The sequence below is a fragment of the Devosia sp. genome, assembly GCF_035944845.1.
Lineage (GTDB): Bacteria > Pseudomonadota > Alphaproteobacteria > Rhizobiales > Devosiaceae > Devosia_A.
Window position 1 is genome coordinate 104,079 of record NZ_DASZAW010000066.1, and the last position, 17,352, is coordinate 121,430.

The 17,352-nt window shown below is 64.4% G+C and carries 17 protein-coding genes; 7 read left to right on the forward strand and 10 right to left on the reverse strand.

Annotated features, from left to right (window positions below):
* Nucleotides 1-134: 134 nt before the first annotated feature.
* The 6 genes from VGV07_RS11880 to VGV07_RS11905 all read right to left on the reverse strand — a co-directional run bounded on the left by VGV07_RS11880 (nucleotide 135) and on the right by VGV07_RS11905 (nucleotide 5,493).
* On the reverse strand, nucleotides 135-1,271 hold the full coding sequence (locus VGV07_RS11880; protein WP_326868906.1) for a sugar ABC transporter substrate-binding protein: 1,137 nt from the start codon (nucleotides 1,269-1,271) through the stop codon (nucleotides 135-137).
* Nucleotides 1,272-1,434: 163 nt separating this feature from the next.
* The gene (locus tag VGV07_RS11885) at nucleotides 1,435-2,172 is read right to left on the reverse strand and encodes a FadR/GntR family transcriptional regulator (protein WP_326868907.1); all 738 of its coding nucleotides are present in this window, start codon (nucleotides 2,170-2,172) and stop codon (nucleotides 1,435-1,437) included.
* A 341-nt stretch (nucleotides 2,173-2,513) separates the two neighbouring features.
* Entirely contained in the window at nucleotides 2,514-3,077 is a 564-nt protein-coding gene (locus VGV07_RS11890; protein ID WP_326868908.1) for a dihydrofolate reductase family protein, read from the reverse strand.
* 161 nt (nucleotides 3,078-3,238) lie between these two features.
* Nucleotides 3,239-4,090 carry a fumarylacetoacetate hydrolase family protein gene (locus VGV07_RS11895; RefSeq protein WP_326868909.1) on the reverse strand — a complete coding sequence of 284 codons (852 nt, stop codon included), beginning with the start codon at nucleotides 4,088-4,090 and terminating at the stop codon, nucleotides 3,239-3,241.
* 107 nt (nucleotides 4,091-4,197) lie between these two features.
* A complete protein-coding gene (locus tag VGV07_RS11900; RefSeq protein ID WP_326868910.1) occupies nucleotides 4,198-4,629 on the reverse strand; it encodes an RbsD/FucU family protein in 432 nt (143 codons plus the stop codon).
* Between the two features lie 108 nt (nucleotides 4,630-4,737).
* The gene (locus VGV07_RS11905; protein ID WP_326868911.1) at nucleotides 4,738-5,493 is read right to left on the reverse strand and encodes a GntR family transcriptional regulator; all 756 of its coding nucleotides are present in this window, start codon (nucleotides 5,491-5,493) and stop codon (nucleotides 4,738-4,740) included.
* 156 nt (nucleotides 5,494-5,649) lie between these two features.
* On the opposite strand from VGV07_RS11905, the gene VGV07_RS11910 reads away from it, so the two are divergent.
* From VGV07_RS11910 to VGV07_RS11925, 4 genes are all read left to right on the forward strand, one after another.
* Nucleotides 5,650-7,203 (forward strand): altronate dehydratase family protein, encoded by a 1,554-nt coding sequence (locus tag VGV07_RS11910; protein WP_326868912.1) that lies wholly within the window; start codon nucleotides 5,650-5,652, stop codon nucleotides 7,201-7,203.
* On the forward strand, nucleotides 7,203-7,481 hold the full coding sequence (locus VGV07_RS11915) for an acylphosphatase (RefSeq protein WP_291309186.1): 279 nt from the start codon (nucleotides 7,203-7,205) through the stop codon (nucleotides 7,479-7,481). Before VGV07_RS11910 ends, VGV07_RS11915 begins: the two co-directional genes overlap by 1 nt.
* Nucleotides 7,482-7,866: 385 nt before the next feature.
* Entirely contained in the window at nucleotides 7,867-8,271 is a 405-nt protein-coding gene (gene rnk, locus VGV07_RS11920; RefSeq protein ID WP_326868913.1) for a nucleoside diphosphate kinase regulator, read from the forward strand.
* 168 nt (nucleotides 8,272-8,439) lie between these two features.
* On the forward strand, nucleotides 8,440-8,661 hold the full coding sequence (locus tag VGV07_RS11925) for a hypothetical protein (RefSeq protein ID WP_326868914.1): 222 nt from the start codon (nucleotides 8,440-8,442) through the stop codon (nucleotides 8,659-8,661).
* Nucleotides 8,662-8,857: 196 nt separating this feature from the next.
* Here the strand turns inward: VGV07_RS11925 and VGV07_RS11930 are convergent, their stop codons facing one another.
* The gene (locus VGV07_RS11930) at nucleotides 8,858-9,766 is read right to left on the reverse strand and encodes an SMP-30/gluconolactonase/LRE family protein (protein ID WP_326868915.1); all 909 of its coding nucleotides are present in this window, start codon (nucleotides 9,764-9,766) and stop codon (nucleotides 8,858-8,860) included.
* Between the two features lie 140 nt (nucleotides 9,767-9,906).
* Here VGV07_RS11930 and VGV07_RS11935 point away from each other — a divergent pair, with 140 nt between their 5' ends.
* On the forward strand, nucleotides 9,907-11,379 hold the full coding sequence (locus VGV07_RS11935; RefSeq protein ID WP_326868916.1) for an NAD-dependent succinate-semialdehyde dehydrogenase: 1,473 nt from the start codon (nucleotides 9,907-9,909) through the stop codon (nucleotides 11,377-11,379).
* A 161-nt stretch (nucleotides 11,380-11,540) separates the two neighbouring features.
* Here VGV07_RS11935 and VGV07_RS11940 read toward each other — a convergent pair whose 3' ends face one another.
* Nucleotides 11,541-11,942 carry a GNAT family N-acetyltransferase gene (locus tag VGV07_RS11940; protein ID WP_326868917.1) on the reverse strand — a complete coding sequence of 134 codons (402 nt, stop codon included), beginning with the start codon at nucleotides 11,940-11,942 and terminating at the stop codon, nucleotides 11,541-11,543.
* Nucleotides 11,929-12,336, reverse strand: coding sequence for a Cu(I)-responsive transcriptional regulator (gene cueR, locus VGV07_RS11945; protein ID WP_326868918.1), 408 nt, complete (start codon nucleotides 12,334-12,336; stop codon nucleotides 11,929-11,931). Before cueR ends, VGV07_RS11940 begins: the two co-directional genes overlap by 14 nt.
* 131 nt (nucleotides 12,337-12,467) lie before the next feature.
* Here cueR and VGV07_RS11950 point away from each other — a divergent pair, with 131 nt between their 5' ends.
* Nucleotides 12,468-15,047 (forward strand): heavy metal translocating P-type ATPase, encoded by a 2,580-nt coding sequence (locus tag VGV07_RS11950; protein ID WP_326868919.1) that lies wholly within the window; start codon nucleotides 12,468-12,470, stop codon nucleotides 15,045-15,047.
* A gap of 151 nt (nucleotides 15,048-15,198) precedes the next feature.
* Here the strand turns inward: VGV07_RS11950 and VGV07_RS11955 are convergent, their stop codons facing one another.
* Entirely contained in the window at nucleotides 15,199-15,765 is a 567-nt protein-coding gene (locus tag VGV07_RS11955; RefSeq protein WP_326868920.1) for a hypothetical protein, read from the reverse strand.
* A gap of 155 nt (nucleotides 15,766-15,920) precedes the next feature.
* Between VGV07_RS11955 and VGV07_RS11960 the strand changes: the two genes are divergently transcribed.
* A complete protein-coding gene (locus VGV07_RS11960) occupies nucleotides 15,921-17,093 on the forward strand; it encodes an alpha-hydroxy acid oxidase (RefSeq protein ID WP_326868921.1) in 1,173 nt (390 codons plus the stop codon).
* The last annotated feature ends 259 nt before the right edge of the window (nucleotides 17,094-17,352 follow it).

The window sequence follows — 17,352 nt, forward strand, 5'->3', positions numbered from 1 at the left end:
GTGCCGGGCGATGGGACCCGGCACCACCTGGAAAACCCGTTCGCAGCCTGCGCAGCGGCCAGGTTTCGTTCCTCGCCGGTCACGCGGTCGAAGGTCTGGTGACCACCGGCCGCGCTTCCAGGCCGTGCGGAGGTCTACTGCACGTTCTCTTCGGTCTGGGCCATGATGGCAGGGCCAGAGATGTTCACGCCGCAGGGCGGGAATTCATTGACGGTGAAGAAGTTGTCCGGCAGGTCGGTCCAGTAGTTCTCGCCGTCCTTGAGCGCGGTATAGTCGACCGACGGCAGCGGCACCGAGATGAGCTGCGGCATGACGTTGCCTTCGAGCGCCGAGATCGCCGCCTTCATCGAGATGGCGACAAGGCCCGGCGACTGGCCGATGGAAAGACCGGTGAGTCCCTCGGCCGAGTGCTTGGCGACGAGCTTGCGGAAGCCGTTCTCGGCTTCGCCGCCTACCGGCACGAACGGATGCTTGGCATCGAGCAGGGCCTGCACCGTACCGGTCGAGCCGCCCTGGGTGATGACGCCATCGAAGGTGCCGTGCACGGCGAGTGCGTCGGCGGTCACCTTCTGGGCAGTACCATCATCCCAGTTGCCGACCACCTGGACGATCTCCCAGGGGCCGGGTGTGGCGTCGAACACTTCGTGGATGCCGATCGAGCGATCGCGGTCCACCGAGTTGCCGGCGAGGCCGCGGACTTCGAGGATCTTGCCCGAGGTCTTGCCCTTGGCCGCCAGTTCCTTGAGCACGAAGTTGCCCCAGTCGCGGCCCATCTGCAGCTGGTCTTCGTTGACCATCATGACCGCATCGGTATCGAGAATGTTGTCGAACGGCACGATGACGACGTTCTCGCGATCGGCGAGGCGGATGACGCGGTCAAAGCCTTCGGGCGATACCGCGATGGTGACGATCGCGTCAAAGCCCTGGTTGATGAAGTCCTCGATGGCGCCGAGCTGGGCCGGCGCGTCGGTGCCGGTCGAGACGACCTTGAACTCCTTGATCTTGTCCTTGATCGCCGGGTCTTCGGCGAAGGCCTTGGCGGTCTTGATCATCTGGATGCGCCAGGTGTTGCCGACATAGCCGTTGACCACGGCGATGCGGTACGGCCCGGGCTGGGCTTCCCACTGGAAGTACTTGGTTTCGGCGTTCCACGGGGCAAAGCAGGTGGGGTCGGCGCCGGGGCCGGAGACCACTTTGGGCCCGGCATAGCTGAGGCTGGTCGAAACGAGGAGGCCGACAATAGCGGCCGAGGCAATGCGTAGTGCGTTCATAGGTTTCTCCTCCCAGAGAACGATCTGAAACAACTAGGCAGTCGCTGGTCAGTCGGTGGCCGGTAGTCCTCTGCCTGCCACCGTCGTCGGGGCCGATGTCGGCCCATGCGGCGCGCCATTCGGCGTCGCCAATCCCCGATGCGCGCTGTTCACGGCGCGAGTGTCACTCCTTGAACAAGGCCAGGCCCGCTTCGAGGTGCTGGCTCATGCGATACTGGTAGGCAAAGCGGTTGCGGCTCTCGAGTGCATCGGCAATGCCGCCGTGCTCGTCGAAGCTGACCCCATGGGTCTTCATGCGGTTGACGCCGCTTTCCATGATTTTCAGCATCACCGGCTTCATGATCCGGTAAATCTCATTGACCTGCTTGTTGCCGAGGATGCCGACCAGCGTCGCGTGGAAGCGGAAGTCGTGCTGGGCGGCGAGGTGGAGCTGCTCCTCCTCGCGCATGGCGTCGTTGGCTTCGCGAAGGTGGACGATGTCCTCTCCGGTCGCGCGGTCGAACAACTGGTCGACGGCGCCCACTTCGATCAGCTGGCGGAAGCCCTGGGTGTCGAGAAAGGTCTGCCGGCTCAGCTCCAGCGTATTGAACGAATAGAGCTCGAACACCGCATCCATGCGCCGGTCGATGATCACCGCGCCGACCTTGGGGCGCACATCGACCACGCCGTAGGCCTTGAGAATGCGCATGGCCTCGCGCACCGTGGTGCGGGAAGAGGTGAACATCTCGCCCAGTTCGCGCTCCGACGGCAGCGGGTCGCCGACGCCGAGATTGCGCTTGTCGATCAGCGCCTTGATCTGTCCGACCAGGGTTTCCACAGCCGAGTCATAGAGGTGCACGGCGCCCGGCTTTTTGCGCACGCCGCCTTGCTTCAGCCGAACGACATTGCTCCTGGCCGCCATGACCGGATTGCCTCGACACGAGATGTTGAAAGTCCCCTTGCCCTACATTTGTAGGACCACGGGACGTTAGTTTCGCGGTTTTTGACTGTCAATAGTGCAAACACCGCCGCTGCAGACAGAAATAGCTGCAATCTGGTATGACAAATACGGTTGTGACATCGATTGCATCTACTGCGATCTTTTCGGCTAAAGGCCGAAAAACCATTGTATGCTAACATGTTACCGGTAACGTGGCGCTATCGGTCAAATGATGACTGGCGCGCTCCATGCGGTGCCAAAAAAACTGCTGCCGTCCAGTGCAACAGGTGGGAAGGCGATGTCTGCGTCGCCGGCCGGATGAGTCAGTCCGGCGCGTAGGTCAAGGCGACGACGCCATCGGGGAGGGAGATCGACTCGAGTTGACGCAGCCTGATCTCTGCTCCCGTACCGAAGACCGCCTGGCCGCCACCGAGCAGGATCGGGTTGAGGAACAGGTGCAACTCATCGATCAGGCGGCGCTCGAGGCAGGAGCGGACGAGGGCCGGGCTGCCGAAACTGACGATGTCGCCACCAGGCTGCTGCTTGATGGCCACAAGTTCGGCCGGGTCGCGCAGCAGGACCGAGGTTTTCCAGTTGGCTTCAGCCTCGGGCAGGCTGGTCGAGACGACGATCTTGGTGGCGCGGGCAATCCAGTCGGCATGAGCAAGTTCGCCCGCAGTGGCGTCGGGGTCGCCGGGAACCGTCGGCCAGTAGCCCTGCATCATCCTGTAGGTCCTGGGGCCGAAGAGCACGGCATCGGCGTTGGCGGTGAGGCGTTTGGCGTGCGCTGCGACCTGTTCGTTGTAGGTCGCCCAGGACAGGCCGCCAGCCGCGTCGGCGGCATAGCCATCGAGCGATATATGCAGGTGCATCTTGAGCTTGCGCATCGGCGGTCCCTCATTGGTCAGGTGTCAGCTAACGAGAGCAGGATCGAAAGTCACCATGATGGCGGCGTTCATGGCGCGGGGGTAAGTGGGAACGTCCCCGGCAATGTGAGAAGGGCGCCGGCCTTGCGACCAACGCCCTCTGCTTCACAGGTGCAGGAAACTCAGGCCGCGTAGGCCTTGGTCGTCTGCTGCTGCTCGCCAAGGCCCTCGATGCCGAGCTTCATGGTCTGGCCCGGCTTCAGCCAGATCGGGGTGGGCTTCTGGCCCATGCCGACGCCCGGTGGGGTGCCGGTAGTGATGACGTCACCCGGCTGCAGGCTCATGAACTGGCTGAGATAGGCGACGAGGTGGGCAACGCCGAAGATCATGGTCTTGGTCGAGCCGTCCTGGTAGCGGTGGCCGTCGACGTCGAGCCACATGCCGAGGTTCTGCACGTCGGCGATTTCGTCCTTGGTGACCAGCCACGGGCCGATCGGGCCGAAGGTGTCGGCCGACTTGCCCTTGGTCCACTGGCCGCCGCGCTCGGTCTGGAAGTGGCGCTCGCTGAGGTCGTTCACCACGCAATAGCCGGCAACGTAGTCCAGCGCGTCCTTCTCCTCGATGTACTTGGCTTCCTTGCCGATGATCACGCCGAGCTCGACTTCCCAGTCGGGCTTCAGGGTGTTCTTGGGCAGGATCACATCGTCGTTGGGGCCAATGATGGCGCTGGTGGCCTTCATGAACAGAATCGGCTCGGCCGGGATGGCCGCGCCGGTCTCGGCGGCGTGGTCGGCATAGTTGAGGCCGATGCACATGAACTTGCCGACATTGCCGACGCAGGGGCCGATGCGCGAACCCTTGTCCAGTACCGGCAGGCTGGAATGGTCGGCCGCCTTGATCCTGGCAAGCCCGTCGGCGCCGATCGAGGCGCCATTGATATCGGGCACCACGGACGACAGGTCGCGATAGGTCCCATCGGTGTGCAGGATGGCGGGCTTTTCGGCGCCCTTGGGGCCAACGCGCAGAAGTTTCATGAAGTGCTCCTCAGATTTGGCCTAGGGGGATAGGGCCAGAGCCGCACGGAGTCGAGGCCAACGATGGTCGAATCCGTTCGGCGCCAAAGGGGATTGGCGCGATCGCGCTATTCGGGGCGCACAATGCCCTTCTTGAGCAGCACGTTGCCATAGAGCCGGCGCTCGCCGGTCTGCACCACGGCGTAGGCGCCGTGCACGCGCTCGTAGAAGGCGAAGCGCTCGAGCAGGCTGAGTTTCATGCCCGGCTCGTGCTTCTTGATCAGCTTGTCGAAATCCTTGTGGGTCTGCTCGCGCTTCTTGGCGTCGCCGACCACCTCCATGCCGAAGGCCTGTTCGTCGACGAAGGTATCGAGCGGCATCACCGTGAGGATGGCGTCGAGCACGTCGGAGGCGCTGATACCGTCGAGACGGACCAGTTGCGGGCCGGCGCTGTCGCCCGGGTAGTTGGCATCGACGATGGCGATCTCGTCGCCATGGCCCATGGCGCGAAGGATATAGAGCAGATCAGGGCCGAGAAGCGGGGGGATGTTTTTGAGCATTTGGGGTCTCGTGGTGGGTGGTGTCGGCAGTGGGCAAGGATCGGCAGTCGGCAGTCGAAGAGGGCAGGCCGGTGGCGGGTGCCCGCGACTGCCGACTGCCTACTGCCGCTAACCAAAGGGGAACGCCGAATACGCGGGATCCTCGCGCAGCAGCTGGCCATCGGCGAAGAGCTCGGCGTGTTCGACGGCGAAGGCGATGAGCTCGGCCATGACGGAGTCGATATGGGCGCGCATCGCGGCCGAGGCGATCGCGGCGTCGCCGGCTGTGATGCCGTCGAGGATCTTCTGATGTTCGGCGAGGGTCACGCTGAGCCGGCGCGGGGTGAGGATCAGCCGGCGGGCCCGATCGAGGTTGGCGCGGGTGTTCTCGATGACGCCCTTCACCTTGGTGAAGCGCATGTCGCCGAAGATGATGTCGTGGAACTCGAGGTCGCGCTCGTGAAAGCCGTTCTGGTCGTCGATCTCCACGGCGGCACGCTGGTAGCTCATGTTGCGCTGCAGCGTATCGATCAGTTCCGGGCTGTGGTTGCCGGTGACGACGCGCACCGCTTCGGCCTCCAGCGCCTTGCGGATCAGCATGTACTCCAGCACGTCGGCGATGCGGACCAGCGATACGGTGGAACCGCGCTGCGGCAAGATATCGACCAGGCCCTCGGCCTGCAGCCGCGCCAATGCTTCCGAGACCGGGAAGCGGGAGACGCCGAGACGCTCGCAGATAGCGCCCTTGTCGATGATCTCTCCCGGCTTCAGGTCGAGCTGGACGATGGCCTGGCGCAGCGTGTCGGTGACGAACACCGTGACGTTGCCACGCGTCGGGGTCGCCGGCGTAGACAGAAAAGAGTAGGGACTTGCCTCGGTCTTCATGCTAACATGTTAGTTGGACTGCCGGAGCTTTTCAATCGCACCTGCTTGTCACCCGACTGGTTTTCCGCCGCAAGCGGGCCGGCTCGAGCGTACAGGGCTTTTGCTTGGCTCCGGCCGTTCCCCGCCCCCGAATTCTGGATCAAAGAGCCGCCGCCAATGTCCGATGTCATGTCCCGCCCCGCCGCCGCCAAGACGCTGCTGCTCAACGCCCAAGACAATGTTGCTGTGGCGCTGAGCAATCTCGATGTCGGCACCGAAACGCCGCAGGGCGTCACCACCACCAAGCGCGTGCCCAAGGGGCACAAGTTCACCGTGAGGCAGGTCGCGGCGGGCGAGCCGATCGTCAAGTTCGGGCAGATCATCGGCTTCGCCAAGGACAACATCCCGCCGGGCGAATGGGTGCATGAGCACAATGTGACGATCGGCGAAGAGCATGGCGCGTTCAAGCGCGACTATGCCTTTGGCGAGGGCGTCGTGCCGGTGGATTTCGTGCCGGACGCGCAACGGGCGACGTTCCAGGGGTTTCGCCGCGCCAATGGGCAGGTCGGCACCCGCAACTATATCGGCATCCTCACGTCGGTGAACTGCTCGACCACCGTCGCCGGGTTCATCGCCCGCGAAGTCGAGCGCTCGGGCATTCTCGAGCAATATCCGAACGTCGATGGCATCGTGGCGCTGAAGCAGGCCAATGGCTGCGTCATCGACTATCGCGGGGTGATCTTCGACATCCTCAAGAAGACCACCTGGGGCTATGCCACCAACCCGAACATGGGCGGGGTGATCATGGTCGGGCTCGGCTGCGAGGGTTTCCAGATCCCCCGGCTCAAGGAGGCCTATGGGGTCACCGAGAATGAGACGTTCCGCACCATGACGATCCAGGAAGTGGGCGGGACGCGCAAAACCGTCGAAGCCGGCGTCGAGGCGGTGAAGGCCATGCTGCCGATCGTCAACAGGGCAAAGCGCGAGACGGTGCCGGCCTCGGAGTTGATGCTGGCGCTGCAGTGCGGCGGTTCGGATGGCTATTCGGGCATCACTGCCAATCCGGCGCTGGGTATGGCGGCAGATATCCTGGTGCGGCATGGCGGCACGGCGATCCTGTCGGAAACGCCGGAGGTCTACGGCGCCGAGCACCTGCTCACCCGCCGTGCCCGCTCCCGCGAGGTGGGCGAGAAACTCGTCGACATTATCCACTGGTGGGAAGATTACGCCGAGCGCAACAATATGGAGATGAACAACAATCCATCTCCTGGCAACAAACTGGGTGGACTTACCACTATTCTGGAGAAATCTCTAGGTGCAACTGCAAAAGGCGGGACAACACCGCTCAATGCAGTGTATCACTATGCCGATCCAGTGACCGAGAAGGGGTTCGTTTTCATGGATACGCCCGGATATGATCCGGTTTCGGCGACTGGGCAGGTCGCAGGTGGTGCAAATATACTATGCTTCACCACCGGCCGTGGCTCGGCCTATGGCTGCAAGCCGACGCCGTCGATCAAGATCGCCACCAACTCGGACATCTACCACAAGATGATCGACGACATGGACATCAATGGCGGCGAAGTGGTCGAGGGCGGCTCGCTCGAACAGAAGGGGCAGGAGATCTTCGACAAGATCCTTGCCGTCGCTTCGGGCGAAAAGAGCAAGTCGGAACTGCTGGGCTACGGCGACAACGAGTTCGTGCCCTGGCAGATCGGCGCAACCTTCTGATGCGGCGCGCCGTCCATGTGGTGATCACTGGACGGGTGCAAGGAGTGGGCTTTCGCGCTTTTGTCGAGCGCGAGGCCGAGGCGTTACGGCTCGACGGCTGGGTCCGCAACCGCCGCGATGGTACGGTCGAGGCAGTGTTTGCCGGCGACGAAAGCGAGATCCAGCACATCCTGATGGAACTCAATGCCGGACCGCCCGCCGCAGCGGTGACCGACGTGCGCACCGGACCCTATGAAGGCCCGATCCCGACCGGGTTCAGCTCGTTGCCGACGGCGTGAGAGTTGGCAGTCGGTGATTGGCACCAAAGTCACCTCGCCCGCGGTGACACCGTGGGGGTGGGAACATCGAGGCACAGCCGGATCGCGGCGAGGTAGGGCGGCGCCTTGGTCGCGCTCCACTCGATTTGACTTTACCGCGCGACCCCCTACATTCATGTCATGTCTTGCTTCGCGACCATTACCGTTATGGCACCGCGCCGGGAAACTCCGGTCGCAGGCATATAGCCCCATGATCCGCGCCTAGGCGCCGCCGGGTCTGGGGCATCCAGAACCCTACGCGGAAGTTTCCGCTCGGGTTCCCCAGCAAGGCGCCACATCCCAAACACCAGCGTGAACCGTCGCGGAAAGCTCCGCAGACGTTCGCGCATCGAAAGGACTTCTTCAGATGCAATCCATGCGTCGCTATGATCTCAACCCGCGTATCGTCCTCAGCGAGGATGATCATCGCAAACTTATCGCCCTGGCGCTGGCCGGCAGCGGACACAGTTCCGATGCGGCCGATGACCTGCTCTATGAAATCGAACGCGCTCGCGTCGTGCCGACCCCCAAGCTCGGCTCGAGCATCGTGCGGATGGGGTCGACCGTGACCTACCGCCCCGACAACGGGGCGGAGCGCACCGTGCAGCTGGTTTATCCGGTCGATGCGGATATCGCCCAGGGCAAGATCTCGGTGCTGACCCCGGTCGGCACCGCACTGATCGGGCTCGATGTCGGTCAGTCGATCACCTGGGAAGCGCGTGACGGCCACAAGCACGTGCTGACCGTGATGGCGGTCGCGCCCGCGGCATGATTCGCAGCCGGCGGGCTGCCCTGCCTGCTCGTCGGCAGCCGGATCATCAGCTAAATCAGATGGTTGGACCGTCACAATTGTGCGGTCCAACTGTCATCGAGCGGGCATTGCTCGTGGTTAATGAAGTGTTGCGGACAAACTGGCCGCGCCCGCACTTCGGAGGCTCGAATGGCCCAGCAACGTGCCCACCACCCAATTGTCACCGGCATGCGCTCGACCACCGGGCAGGCGCTGGCGATCCGCTACGACCTCGGCTCCAATTCCATTGCCTTTGTCGAAGACGACTGGTTCGCCGACGCCGTGCGCAGCAGCAGCGTGCCGCCCCGCACCGTGGTGCGGCAGCGGCTCGGCAGTACGGTGGTCCGGCTGGTGCCGCGGCGGCGGGGCTAGCTAACGCACGAGAGCCGGTGATCGACCACTGGAATCCCAGCAAACTCGATGTCATCCCAGCGAAAGCTGGGACCCAACTCGCCACTTGCTCAGCCTGAGAAATGGGTCCCAGCTTTCGCTGGGATGACACCGGTGGGAGTGGAGGCAGGGTGCTCTTTCTCCGCCCCACCCACACGTGGCCTAGCGGAGCCGCCAACTAGGGTCGCGTCGCGCCGTTCACCGCCAGGTAGATCGAGTGCAGGCTCTGCGTCGCGCAGATGAACAGGCGGTTGCGGCGGGGGCCGCCGAACTCGACATTGGCGACGGTGTCGGGGGTCAGGAGCTTGCCGAGCAGCACGCCCGATGAGTTGAAGCAGTGGACGCCGTCACCGGCAGAGGTCCAGACATTGCCGCGATCGTCGAGACGGAAGCCGTCGGGCAAGCCGGTATCGGTGACGCAGAAGACGCGGCCATTGCTGACGGTGTTCCCGTCATTGACGTCGAACACCCGGATATGGCGCGGCAGGTCGGTGCCGTGGCTGTATGCACTGTCGGCGACATAGAGGCGCTTTTCGTCGGGCGAGAAGGCGATGCCGTTGGGGCGGACGAAATCGTCGATCACCACCTTCAGCTCGCCGCTCGATGGATCGAGGCAGAAGACGTAGGCGCCATCCTGCTCGAACTCGCCCTTGTAGCCCTCATAGTCGGAAAGAATGCCGTAGCCCGGATCGGTGAACCAGATGGTGCCGTCGGACTTCACCACGACATCGTTGGGGGCGTTGAGCTTCTTGCCGAGATAGCGGTCGGCGAGCACGGTGATGCTGCCGTCCAGCTCGGTGCGCACCACGTTGCGGCCGCCATGCGAGCAGGAGACCAGCCGTCCCTCGCGATCCCGGGTGTTGCCGTTGATGTAGTTGGAGTTGTGCCGATAGACCGAGGCGCCGCCATCGGGGGTCCAGCGCATCATCCGGTTGTTCGGAATGTCCGACCAGACCAGCTGGTTGGCATCGCCGAACCAGCAGGGGCCCTCGGCCCAGCGGCAATCGGAATAGAGCGTTTCGAGCTTGGCGCTGCCCTGGATCAGGTGCCCGAACTCTTTCTCGTGATGCTGATAGACGCTGGCCATGTGGTCCCCCCGTTTGCGGTGTTCGCAAGATTTCAGTTGTGAAGTTTTCCGGCATCCAATCGGAAGTTTTGGAGCCCGGCAAGGCTACTTGCGTTCATTGCAGGTGAGGCGCAGAGCTTTCCGCCTCAAGGAGAATTCCGATGCCGATCACCGATGCGCTCAACGTCCACCTCAAGGATAAGTCGCTGCTCCGCGCCGCAGCCTTTGTCGGCGGTCGATGGCTCGAGACGGCGGAGAATGGCACGACGTTCGAGGTGACCAACCCCTCGACCGGCGACGTGCTGGCGGTATTGCCGAACTGCGGCGTAGCGGAAGCCAAGCTCGCGATCACCGCCGCCGAGGCCGCTCAGCATGCCTGGGCGAAGAAGACCGGCAAGGCGCGCGCTGCCGTGTTGCGCAAGCTCAACGAACTGATGGTCGAGCATGCCGACGACCTCGCGGCGATCATGACGGCCGAACAGGGCAAGCCACTGCCCGAGGCGAAGGGCGAGGTGCTCTATGGCGCCGCCTATGTCGAGTGGTTCGGCGAAGAAGCCAAGCGGGTCTATGGCGACACCATCCCCGGCCACCAGGAAGACAAGCGGATCATCGTGATCAAGCAGCCGGTGGGGGTGGTGGCAACGATCACCCCATGGAATTTCCCCAACGCCATGCTGGCGCGGAAGGTGGCGCCGGCATTGGCTGCAGGCTGTGCAGTGGTGTCGAAGCCGGCGGCAGAGACGCCGCTTTCAGCCATCGCCATCGGCGTTCTGGCGGAGCGGGCCGGGTTGCCGGCGGGGCTGTTCAACCTGTTGCCGTCGACCCACTCGTCGGATCTCGGCAAGGAGTTCTGTTCGAACGAGGTAGTGAAAAAGCTGAGCTTTACCGGCTCGACCGAGGTCGGCCGGATTCTGATGCGGCAGGGAGCAGACCAGATCAAGCGGCTGAGCCTCGAGCTCGGCGGCAATGCGCCGTTTATCGTGTTCGACGACGCCGATCTCGATGCGGCGGTGGAAGGGGCGATGATCTCGAAGTACCGCAATAACGGGCAGACCTGCGTCTGCGCCAACCGCATCTATGTGCAGGCCGGCGTCTATGATGCGTTCGCGGCCAAACTCACCGCGGCAGTAGAGGAGCTCCGCATCGGCGACGGGTTCGGCGAGGGGGTGACTACCGGACCGCTGATCGACGCGAAGGCGGTTGAAAAGGTGGAACGGCATTTGACCGACGCGTTGCGCAAGGGCGGCCGGTTGCTCACCGGCGGCAAGCGCAAACAGGGGTTGTTCTTCGAGCCGACCATCGTGGCGGACGCGACCGCCGACATGATGCTGGCGCGCGAGGAAACGTTCGGGCCGCTGGCGCCGCTGTTCCGCTTCGAAACGGTGGAGGAGGTGATCCGGCTCGCCAACGCCACCGAATTCGGGCTCGCCTCATATTTCTACGCGCGCGACCTGAGCCGGGTGTTCGAGGTGGCCGAGGCGCTCGACTACGGCATGGTCGGAATCAATACCGGGCTGATCTCCACCGAGGTGGCGCCGTTCGGCGGGGTGAAGCAATCCGGGCATGGGCGCGAGGGATCGAAGTACGGCATCGAGGACTATCTCGATATCAAGTATCTGTGCTTGAGCGTTTGACCGGCCGACTGAAGTAGCCGTGCGCTCGGCGCCCCTCACCCCGGCCCTCTCCCCAGAGGGGCGAGGGGGCGTTGTGGCACCGCCAGTTCAACTCGCGTCCCCTCGCCCCTCCGGGGAGAGGGTTAGGGTGAGGGGCGCCAAGCAAACCACCCTCTCCCAAACTACAGCCTGATCAACCCCGCCGCCGTAGGTCGAAACCCACAGGCCCTGTAAAACCCATCCAGCGTCTCCTCATAATCGACATGCAGCCACTGCGCGCCGCGCTCGCGGGCGGCGTCGGCGACCCGCCGTACCAGTTCCTTCGCAATGCCGCGACGCTGGAATTCAGGGTCGACGGTGGTGTCGAGCAGGAAGGCGTGCACGCCGCCGTCCCAGGCGACGTTGACATAGCCGACCATGCGGTCGCCGGCATAGGCACACGCGTGGGTCAGGCTGCGGGTGAGGATGAAGGCGAGGTCGCCGCCCCAGTCGTCGCCCCAGGCGGCCCGCCAGAACGGCGCCAGTTCCTCCTCGCTCGGAAACGGGTCGAGCCGATAGACGATATCGACCTCAGTTTGCGCCATGCAGGTCCGCTCCGGCGAGGCCTTCGATGATCGGGCAATCGGGCCGGTGATCGCCGTCGCAGGCGTCGGCGAGGGTGGCGAGGGTGTGACGCATTTCGCCTAGCAGGCGGATCTTCTGGTCGAGTTCGGCGATGTGGCTCTCGGTCAGCGCCTTGACGTCGGCGCTCGAACGCTGCGTGTCGCCCCAGAGGCGCAGCAGGTCGCGGATTTCGTCCATCGAGAAGCCGAGGTCGCGGGCGCGGCGGATGAAGCCGAGGCGGTGGATGTCATGATGGCCATAATCGCGATAATTGCTGTCGCGCCGGTCGGCGTTGGGAATAAGGCCGATGGATTCGTAGTGGCGGATCATCTTGGCGGATACGCCGGTGAGCCTGGAGGCCTCGCCGATCTGCATGGGAACACCTGTCTGAACAATGTACTTGACCTTACCATGATGGGAAGGTGCAGAACAGGCCCCAATAGGATTTCGATTGTCGCGTTTGTCCCGGCGCTCAGCCGGTGCGAGACGTTCTATAGGAGCCGAGCATGGATCACGCTGAACACAAGCATTCGCACGGGGCAGGGGGCGCGGTGAGCCGCGACCCGGTCTGCGGCATGACCGTCGATATGGCCAGGACGCCGCACCGCACGACGCATGAGGGCCGCGAGATCGGTTTCTGCAGCGGTGGCTGCAAGGCGAAGTTCGAGGCGGAACCGGCGAAGTATCTTATGGCGACCGATCCGGTCTGCGGCATGCAGGTCGATCGGACGACGGCCCGGCACATGTTGAAGCATGAGGGCACGCGGTACTATTTCTGCAGTGCCGGCTGCCTCGGCAAGTTCGAGGCCGAGCCGCAGAAATACCTCAACGCGCCGAAGGACGACGCCTGCGGCTGCGGCGATGGGCATGACCACGGCGCCGCGGCGAAGGGTGGGCACGATCATGCGGGCCACGACCACAGCCATCATGGTCACTCGCATAGCGCACCGCCGGTCGATCCTTCGACCGTTGCGGCGGGGACCAAGTGGACCTGCCCGATGCATCCGGAGATCGTCACGGACGGGCCGGGCGATTGCCCGATCTGCGGCATGGCGCTCGAGCCGATGGTGGCCTCGCTCGATGATGACCCGAACCCCGAACTCGTCGATTTCACCCGGCGGCTCTGGGTGAGTGCCGGACTGTCGATCCCGATCCTCATCATCTCGATGGGCGGCATGGTCGGCCTGCCGGTGCGCGAATGGATTGGTGAGCCGCTGGCCACCTGGATCGAAATGGCGCTGGCGACCCCGGTGGTGCTGTGGGCAGCCTGGCCGTTCTTCCGGCGCTTCTGGAATTCGCTCCGTAACCGTTCGCCCAATATGTGGACGCTGATCGGGCTGGGAGTCGGGGCGGCCTACCTGTTCTCGGTGGTGGCGGTGCTGTTCCCGCAGTTGTTCCCGATGAGCATGACGCACATGAATGGCGTACCGCCGGTATATTTCGAGGCTGCGGCGGTGATCGTGGCGCTGGTGTTCGTCGGCCAGGTGCTGGAACTCAGGGCACGCGATGCGACCGGCAAGGCGATCCGGGCGCTGCTCAACCTCGCGCCGAAGACGGCGCGCCGGGTCTGGCAGGGCAAGGATATCGAGGTGCCGATCGAGGACGTGCGGGCAGGCGACTGGTTGCGGGTGCGGCCTGGCGAGGCGGTGCCGGTCGATGGCGAAGTGCTCGAGGGCCAGTCGTTCGTCGACGAGTCGATGCTGACCGGCGAGCCGGTGCCGGTGGAAAAGCTCAAGGGTGAGCCGGTGACCGGCGGCACGCTCAATGGCGAAGGCAGCTTCGTCATGCGCGCGACCCGCGTCGGCTCGGAGACCCGGCTCAGCCAGATCGTCGAGCTGGTCGGCAAGGCGCAGCGCAGCCGCGCCCCGATCCAGGCGCTGGCCGACAAGGTGGCGAACTGGTTCGTGCCGCTGGTGGTGGCGATCGCCATCGCCGCCTTTGTCGCATGGATGATCTGGGGCCCCGGCCTCGCCGAGGCGATCGTTGCGGCGATCTCGGTGCTGATCATCGCCTGTCCGTGCGCGCTCGGCCTCGCGACCCCGATCTCGATCATGGTGGCGACCGGACGCGGGGCGCAGGCCGGCGTGCTGGTGAGAGACGCCAAGGCGCTCGAGGGCTTCGCCCGGGTCGACACACTGATCGTCGACAAGACCGGCACGCTGACCGAAGGCAAGCCGACGCTCGACCAGGTGATCCCGATCAAGGGCGTCGACGAAGGCTTCGTGCTGGCAGTTGCCGCAGCGCTGGAAAAGCATTCGGAGCATCCGATCGGCGCGGCCGTGGTGAAAGGCGCGGAGACACGCGGCGCGCGGGTCTACGAAGCCGAGGGCTTCACCTCGCTCACCGGGCGCGGCATCAAGGGGGTGGTCGGCGGCAAGCCGGCGCTGCTCGGCAACCTCAAGCTGTTCAAGGAGCAGGGCATCGCTGTCGACGACAAGCTCGGCGGGCTGCTCGAGCAGCAGGCTGGTTTGGGCAAGACGGCGATCCTCGTTGCCTATGACGGCACCGCGATCGGCGTGGTGACGGTGTCGGACCCGATCAAGGCGGGTGCGAAAGAGGCGATCGCCGCGCTACGCGCCGATGGCGTTGCCGTGGTGATGGCGACGGGTGATACCAAGGGCACGGCGGAAGCGGTAGGGCGCGATCTCGGGCTCAGCGAGGTGCAGGCAGGCATGGCGCCCGAGGACAAGCACGCGCTGATCGAGGCGTTGAAGGCCAAGGGCAAGGCGGTGGCGTTCGCCGGCGACGGGGTCAATGACGCTCCCGCCCTCGCAGCAGCCGATGTCGGCGTGGCGATGGGCACGGGTGCGGACGTTGCGATCGAGAGCGCCGGGATTACGCTCCTGAAGGGTGAACTCGGCGGCATCGTCAAGGCGCGCAGGCTCAGTAAGGCGACGCTCGGCAACATCAAGCTGAACCTGTTGTTCGCCTTCGGCTACAATGCGCTCGGCATCCCGGTGGCGGCAGGCGTGCTCTATCCGCTGACCGGCTGGCTGCTCTCGCCGATGCTCGCCGCAGCGGCCATGGCGCTGAGCTCGGTGAGCGTCATCGCCAATGCGTTGCGGTTGAACTCGGTGAAGCTGTAGGGGCCGCCAAGCCGGTGGCTGTGGACCCCCACCCTTGATCCCTCCCCGCAAAGGGGGAGGGAGATGATGGAACCGCGAGGGTCTCCCTCCCTCTCGCGGGGAGGGGACTGGGGTGGGGGGCAGCCCACACCAGATCTGCAATAGTGCAAACTCACATCGGGGCGGAAACCGTGACGCTGGGGTCGTAACGGTAGGTGGCGCGGGTGGCGGTGGTCTTGCCGGCGGCGGTCGAGGTGCCGAGGATCAGCAGCGGGAGCTTGGTTGCCGGGTCGGCATAGAGGGTGGACGAACTTTCGACGCCGGCCATGGCGAAGTCGTACTTGAAGGCGAGGTAGTCCTTGCCCTCGAAATTCTGGGTGCCGAGGCATTGAGCACCTGCCACCTGGTCGATCATCCCGGCGGCGCCGCTGATGCCGGCCGTCATCTGGGCGGCCATGCTGTCTGGCATTGCTGTCCAGCTGCCGCCCATCTGCATCCAGGCCTTGCCGTCATGCACGGTCATTTCCTGCGTCGTACCACCGACATGGGTGGTGGCGTGGATCGACGCCGGGGGCACGACTTCGGCAGTCATGGTCATGTCGTCGGAAACGAGCTCCATCACATAGGGGCCACCAGTGAGCGAGCCGGTGAGCACCGATTTCAGATCGGCGAGGCAGTCGGCCTGGGCGGGCGCGGTGAAGGTGATGGCGGCGAATGCGGCAAGGGTGGCAATGCGCATGGGAGTCTCTCCATTGGGTGCCAGGAGCCTGCGCGGCCGAGGATGAAGCGGCGATGAACGCCGCTGGGCCGCCGGGTTCAAGAGAACGCCCAACGTCGCATTGACCGCTGACATGTCAGAGAACTAGAAAGCGCCAACGTTTCCGCGGGGCGCACATGGCCAATCTCGACAAGTATCTCACCATCGAAGACCTGATGAAGGCCGCGAAGCGCCGCGTGCCAAAGATGTTCTTCGATTATGCGGACTCCGGTTCGTGGAGCGAGAGCACCTACCGCGACAACACCACCGACTTCGAGAAGATCAAGTTGCGCCAGCGCGTGGCGGTCAATCTCGAGAATCGCAACCTCGCGACGACGATGATGGGGCAGCCCGTGTCGATGCCGGTGGCCATCGCGCCGGTCGGCTCGACCGGCATGCAGTCGGCGGACGGCGAGATCAAGGCGGCTCGCGCAGCGGAGAAATTCGGTATCCCGTTCACCCTCTCGACCATGGCGATCTGCTCGATCGAGGACGTGGCCGAGAACACGTCGAAGCCGTTCTGGTTCCAGCTCTACGTGATGCGCGACAAGCCGTTCATCGAGCGGCTGATCGATCGCGCCAAGGCGGCAAAATGCCCGGTGCTGGTGCTGACCATGGACCTGCAGATTCTCGGCCAGCGCCACAAGGATATCCGCAACGGGCTGAAGGCGCCGCCGCCGATCACCCCGAAATTCCTGTTCGAGATCGCCACCAAGCCGGCCTGGGCCTTCGGCATGCTGGGCACCAAGCGGCGGACTTTCCGCAACATCTCCGGGCACGTCACCGAGGCGGTGGACCTCGCTTCGCTCAGCCAGTGGACGGCGACGCAGTTCGACCTGACGCTGAACTGGAAGGACATTGCCTGGATCAAGAAGCGTTTCGGCGGTCCGGTGATCGTCAAGGGCATCCTCGATGCCGAGGATGCGCGGCTGGCGGTGGAGAATGGCGCCGACGGCATCATCGTTTCCAACCATGGCGGCCGGCAGCTCGACAGCGCGCCTTCGACCATCCGGGTGCTGCCCGAGATCGTCGATGCGGTGGGCAACCGTACCGAAGTGCTGATGGATTCCGGCATTCGCTCGGGCCAGGACGTGCTGAAGGCGCTGGCGCTCGGCGCCAAGGGCACCTTTGTCGGCCGCGCCATGGCCTTCGGGCTGGGCGCCGGCGGCGAGGCAGGGGTCACCCGGGCGCTGCAGATCATCAACAAGGAGATGGACGTCACCATGGCCCTGATGGGCGAGCGCGACGTCAGGAATATCGGGCTCCACAACATCTACTCGAACGACCTGCTCAAGCGGCAGGGGTATTGAGGGCTGCGGTTTGGTACCGCAGCCGCTGTTGGTGCGCCTCCCTCCCCCTTGAGGGGAAGGATTGAGGGAGGGGGTGGTGCAGTCGGCACCGAGGTTCCCTAACCGCCCCCACCCCCCGCCCCTCCCCGCGAGGCTACGACATGCACACATCGTTGTTGAAGAGAGGGTTTCGGTCTGATTCCCTGGCCTTTGCATAGGAGGGCGGGATGGAGTTGGGACTGGGCCATTTCGGGGATTCGCGCCTCGAAAAAGGGGGATC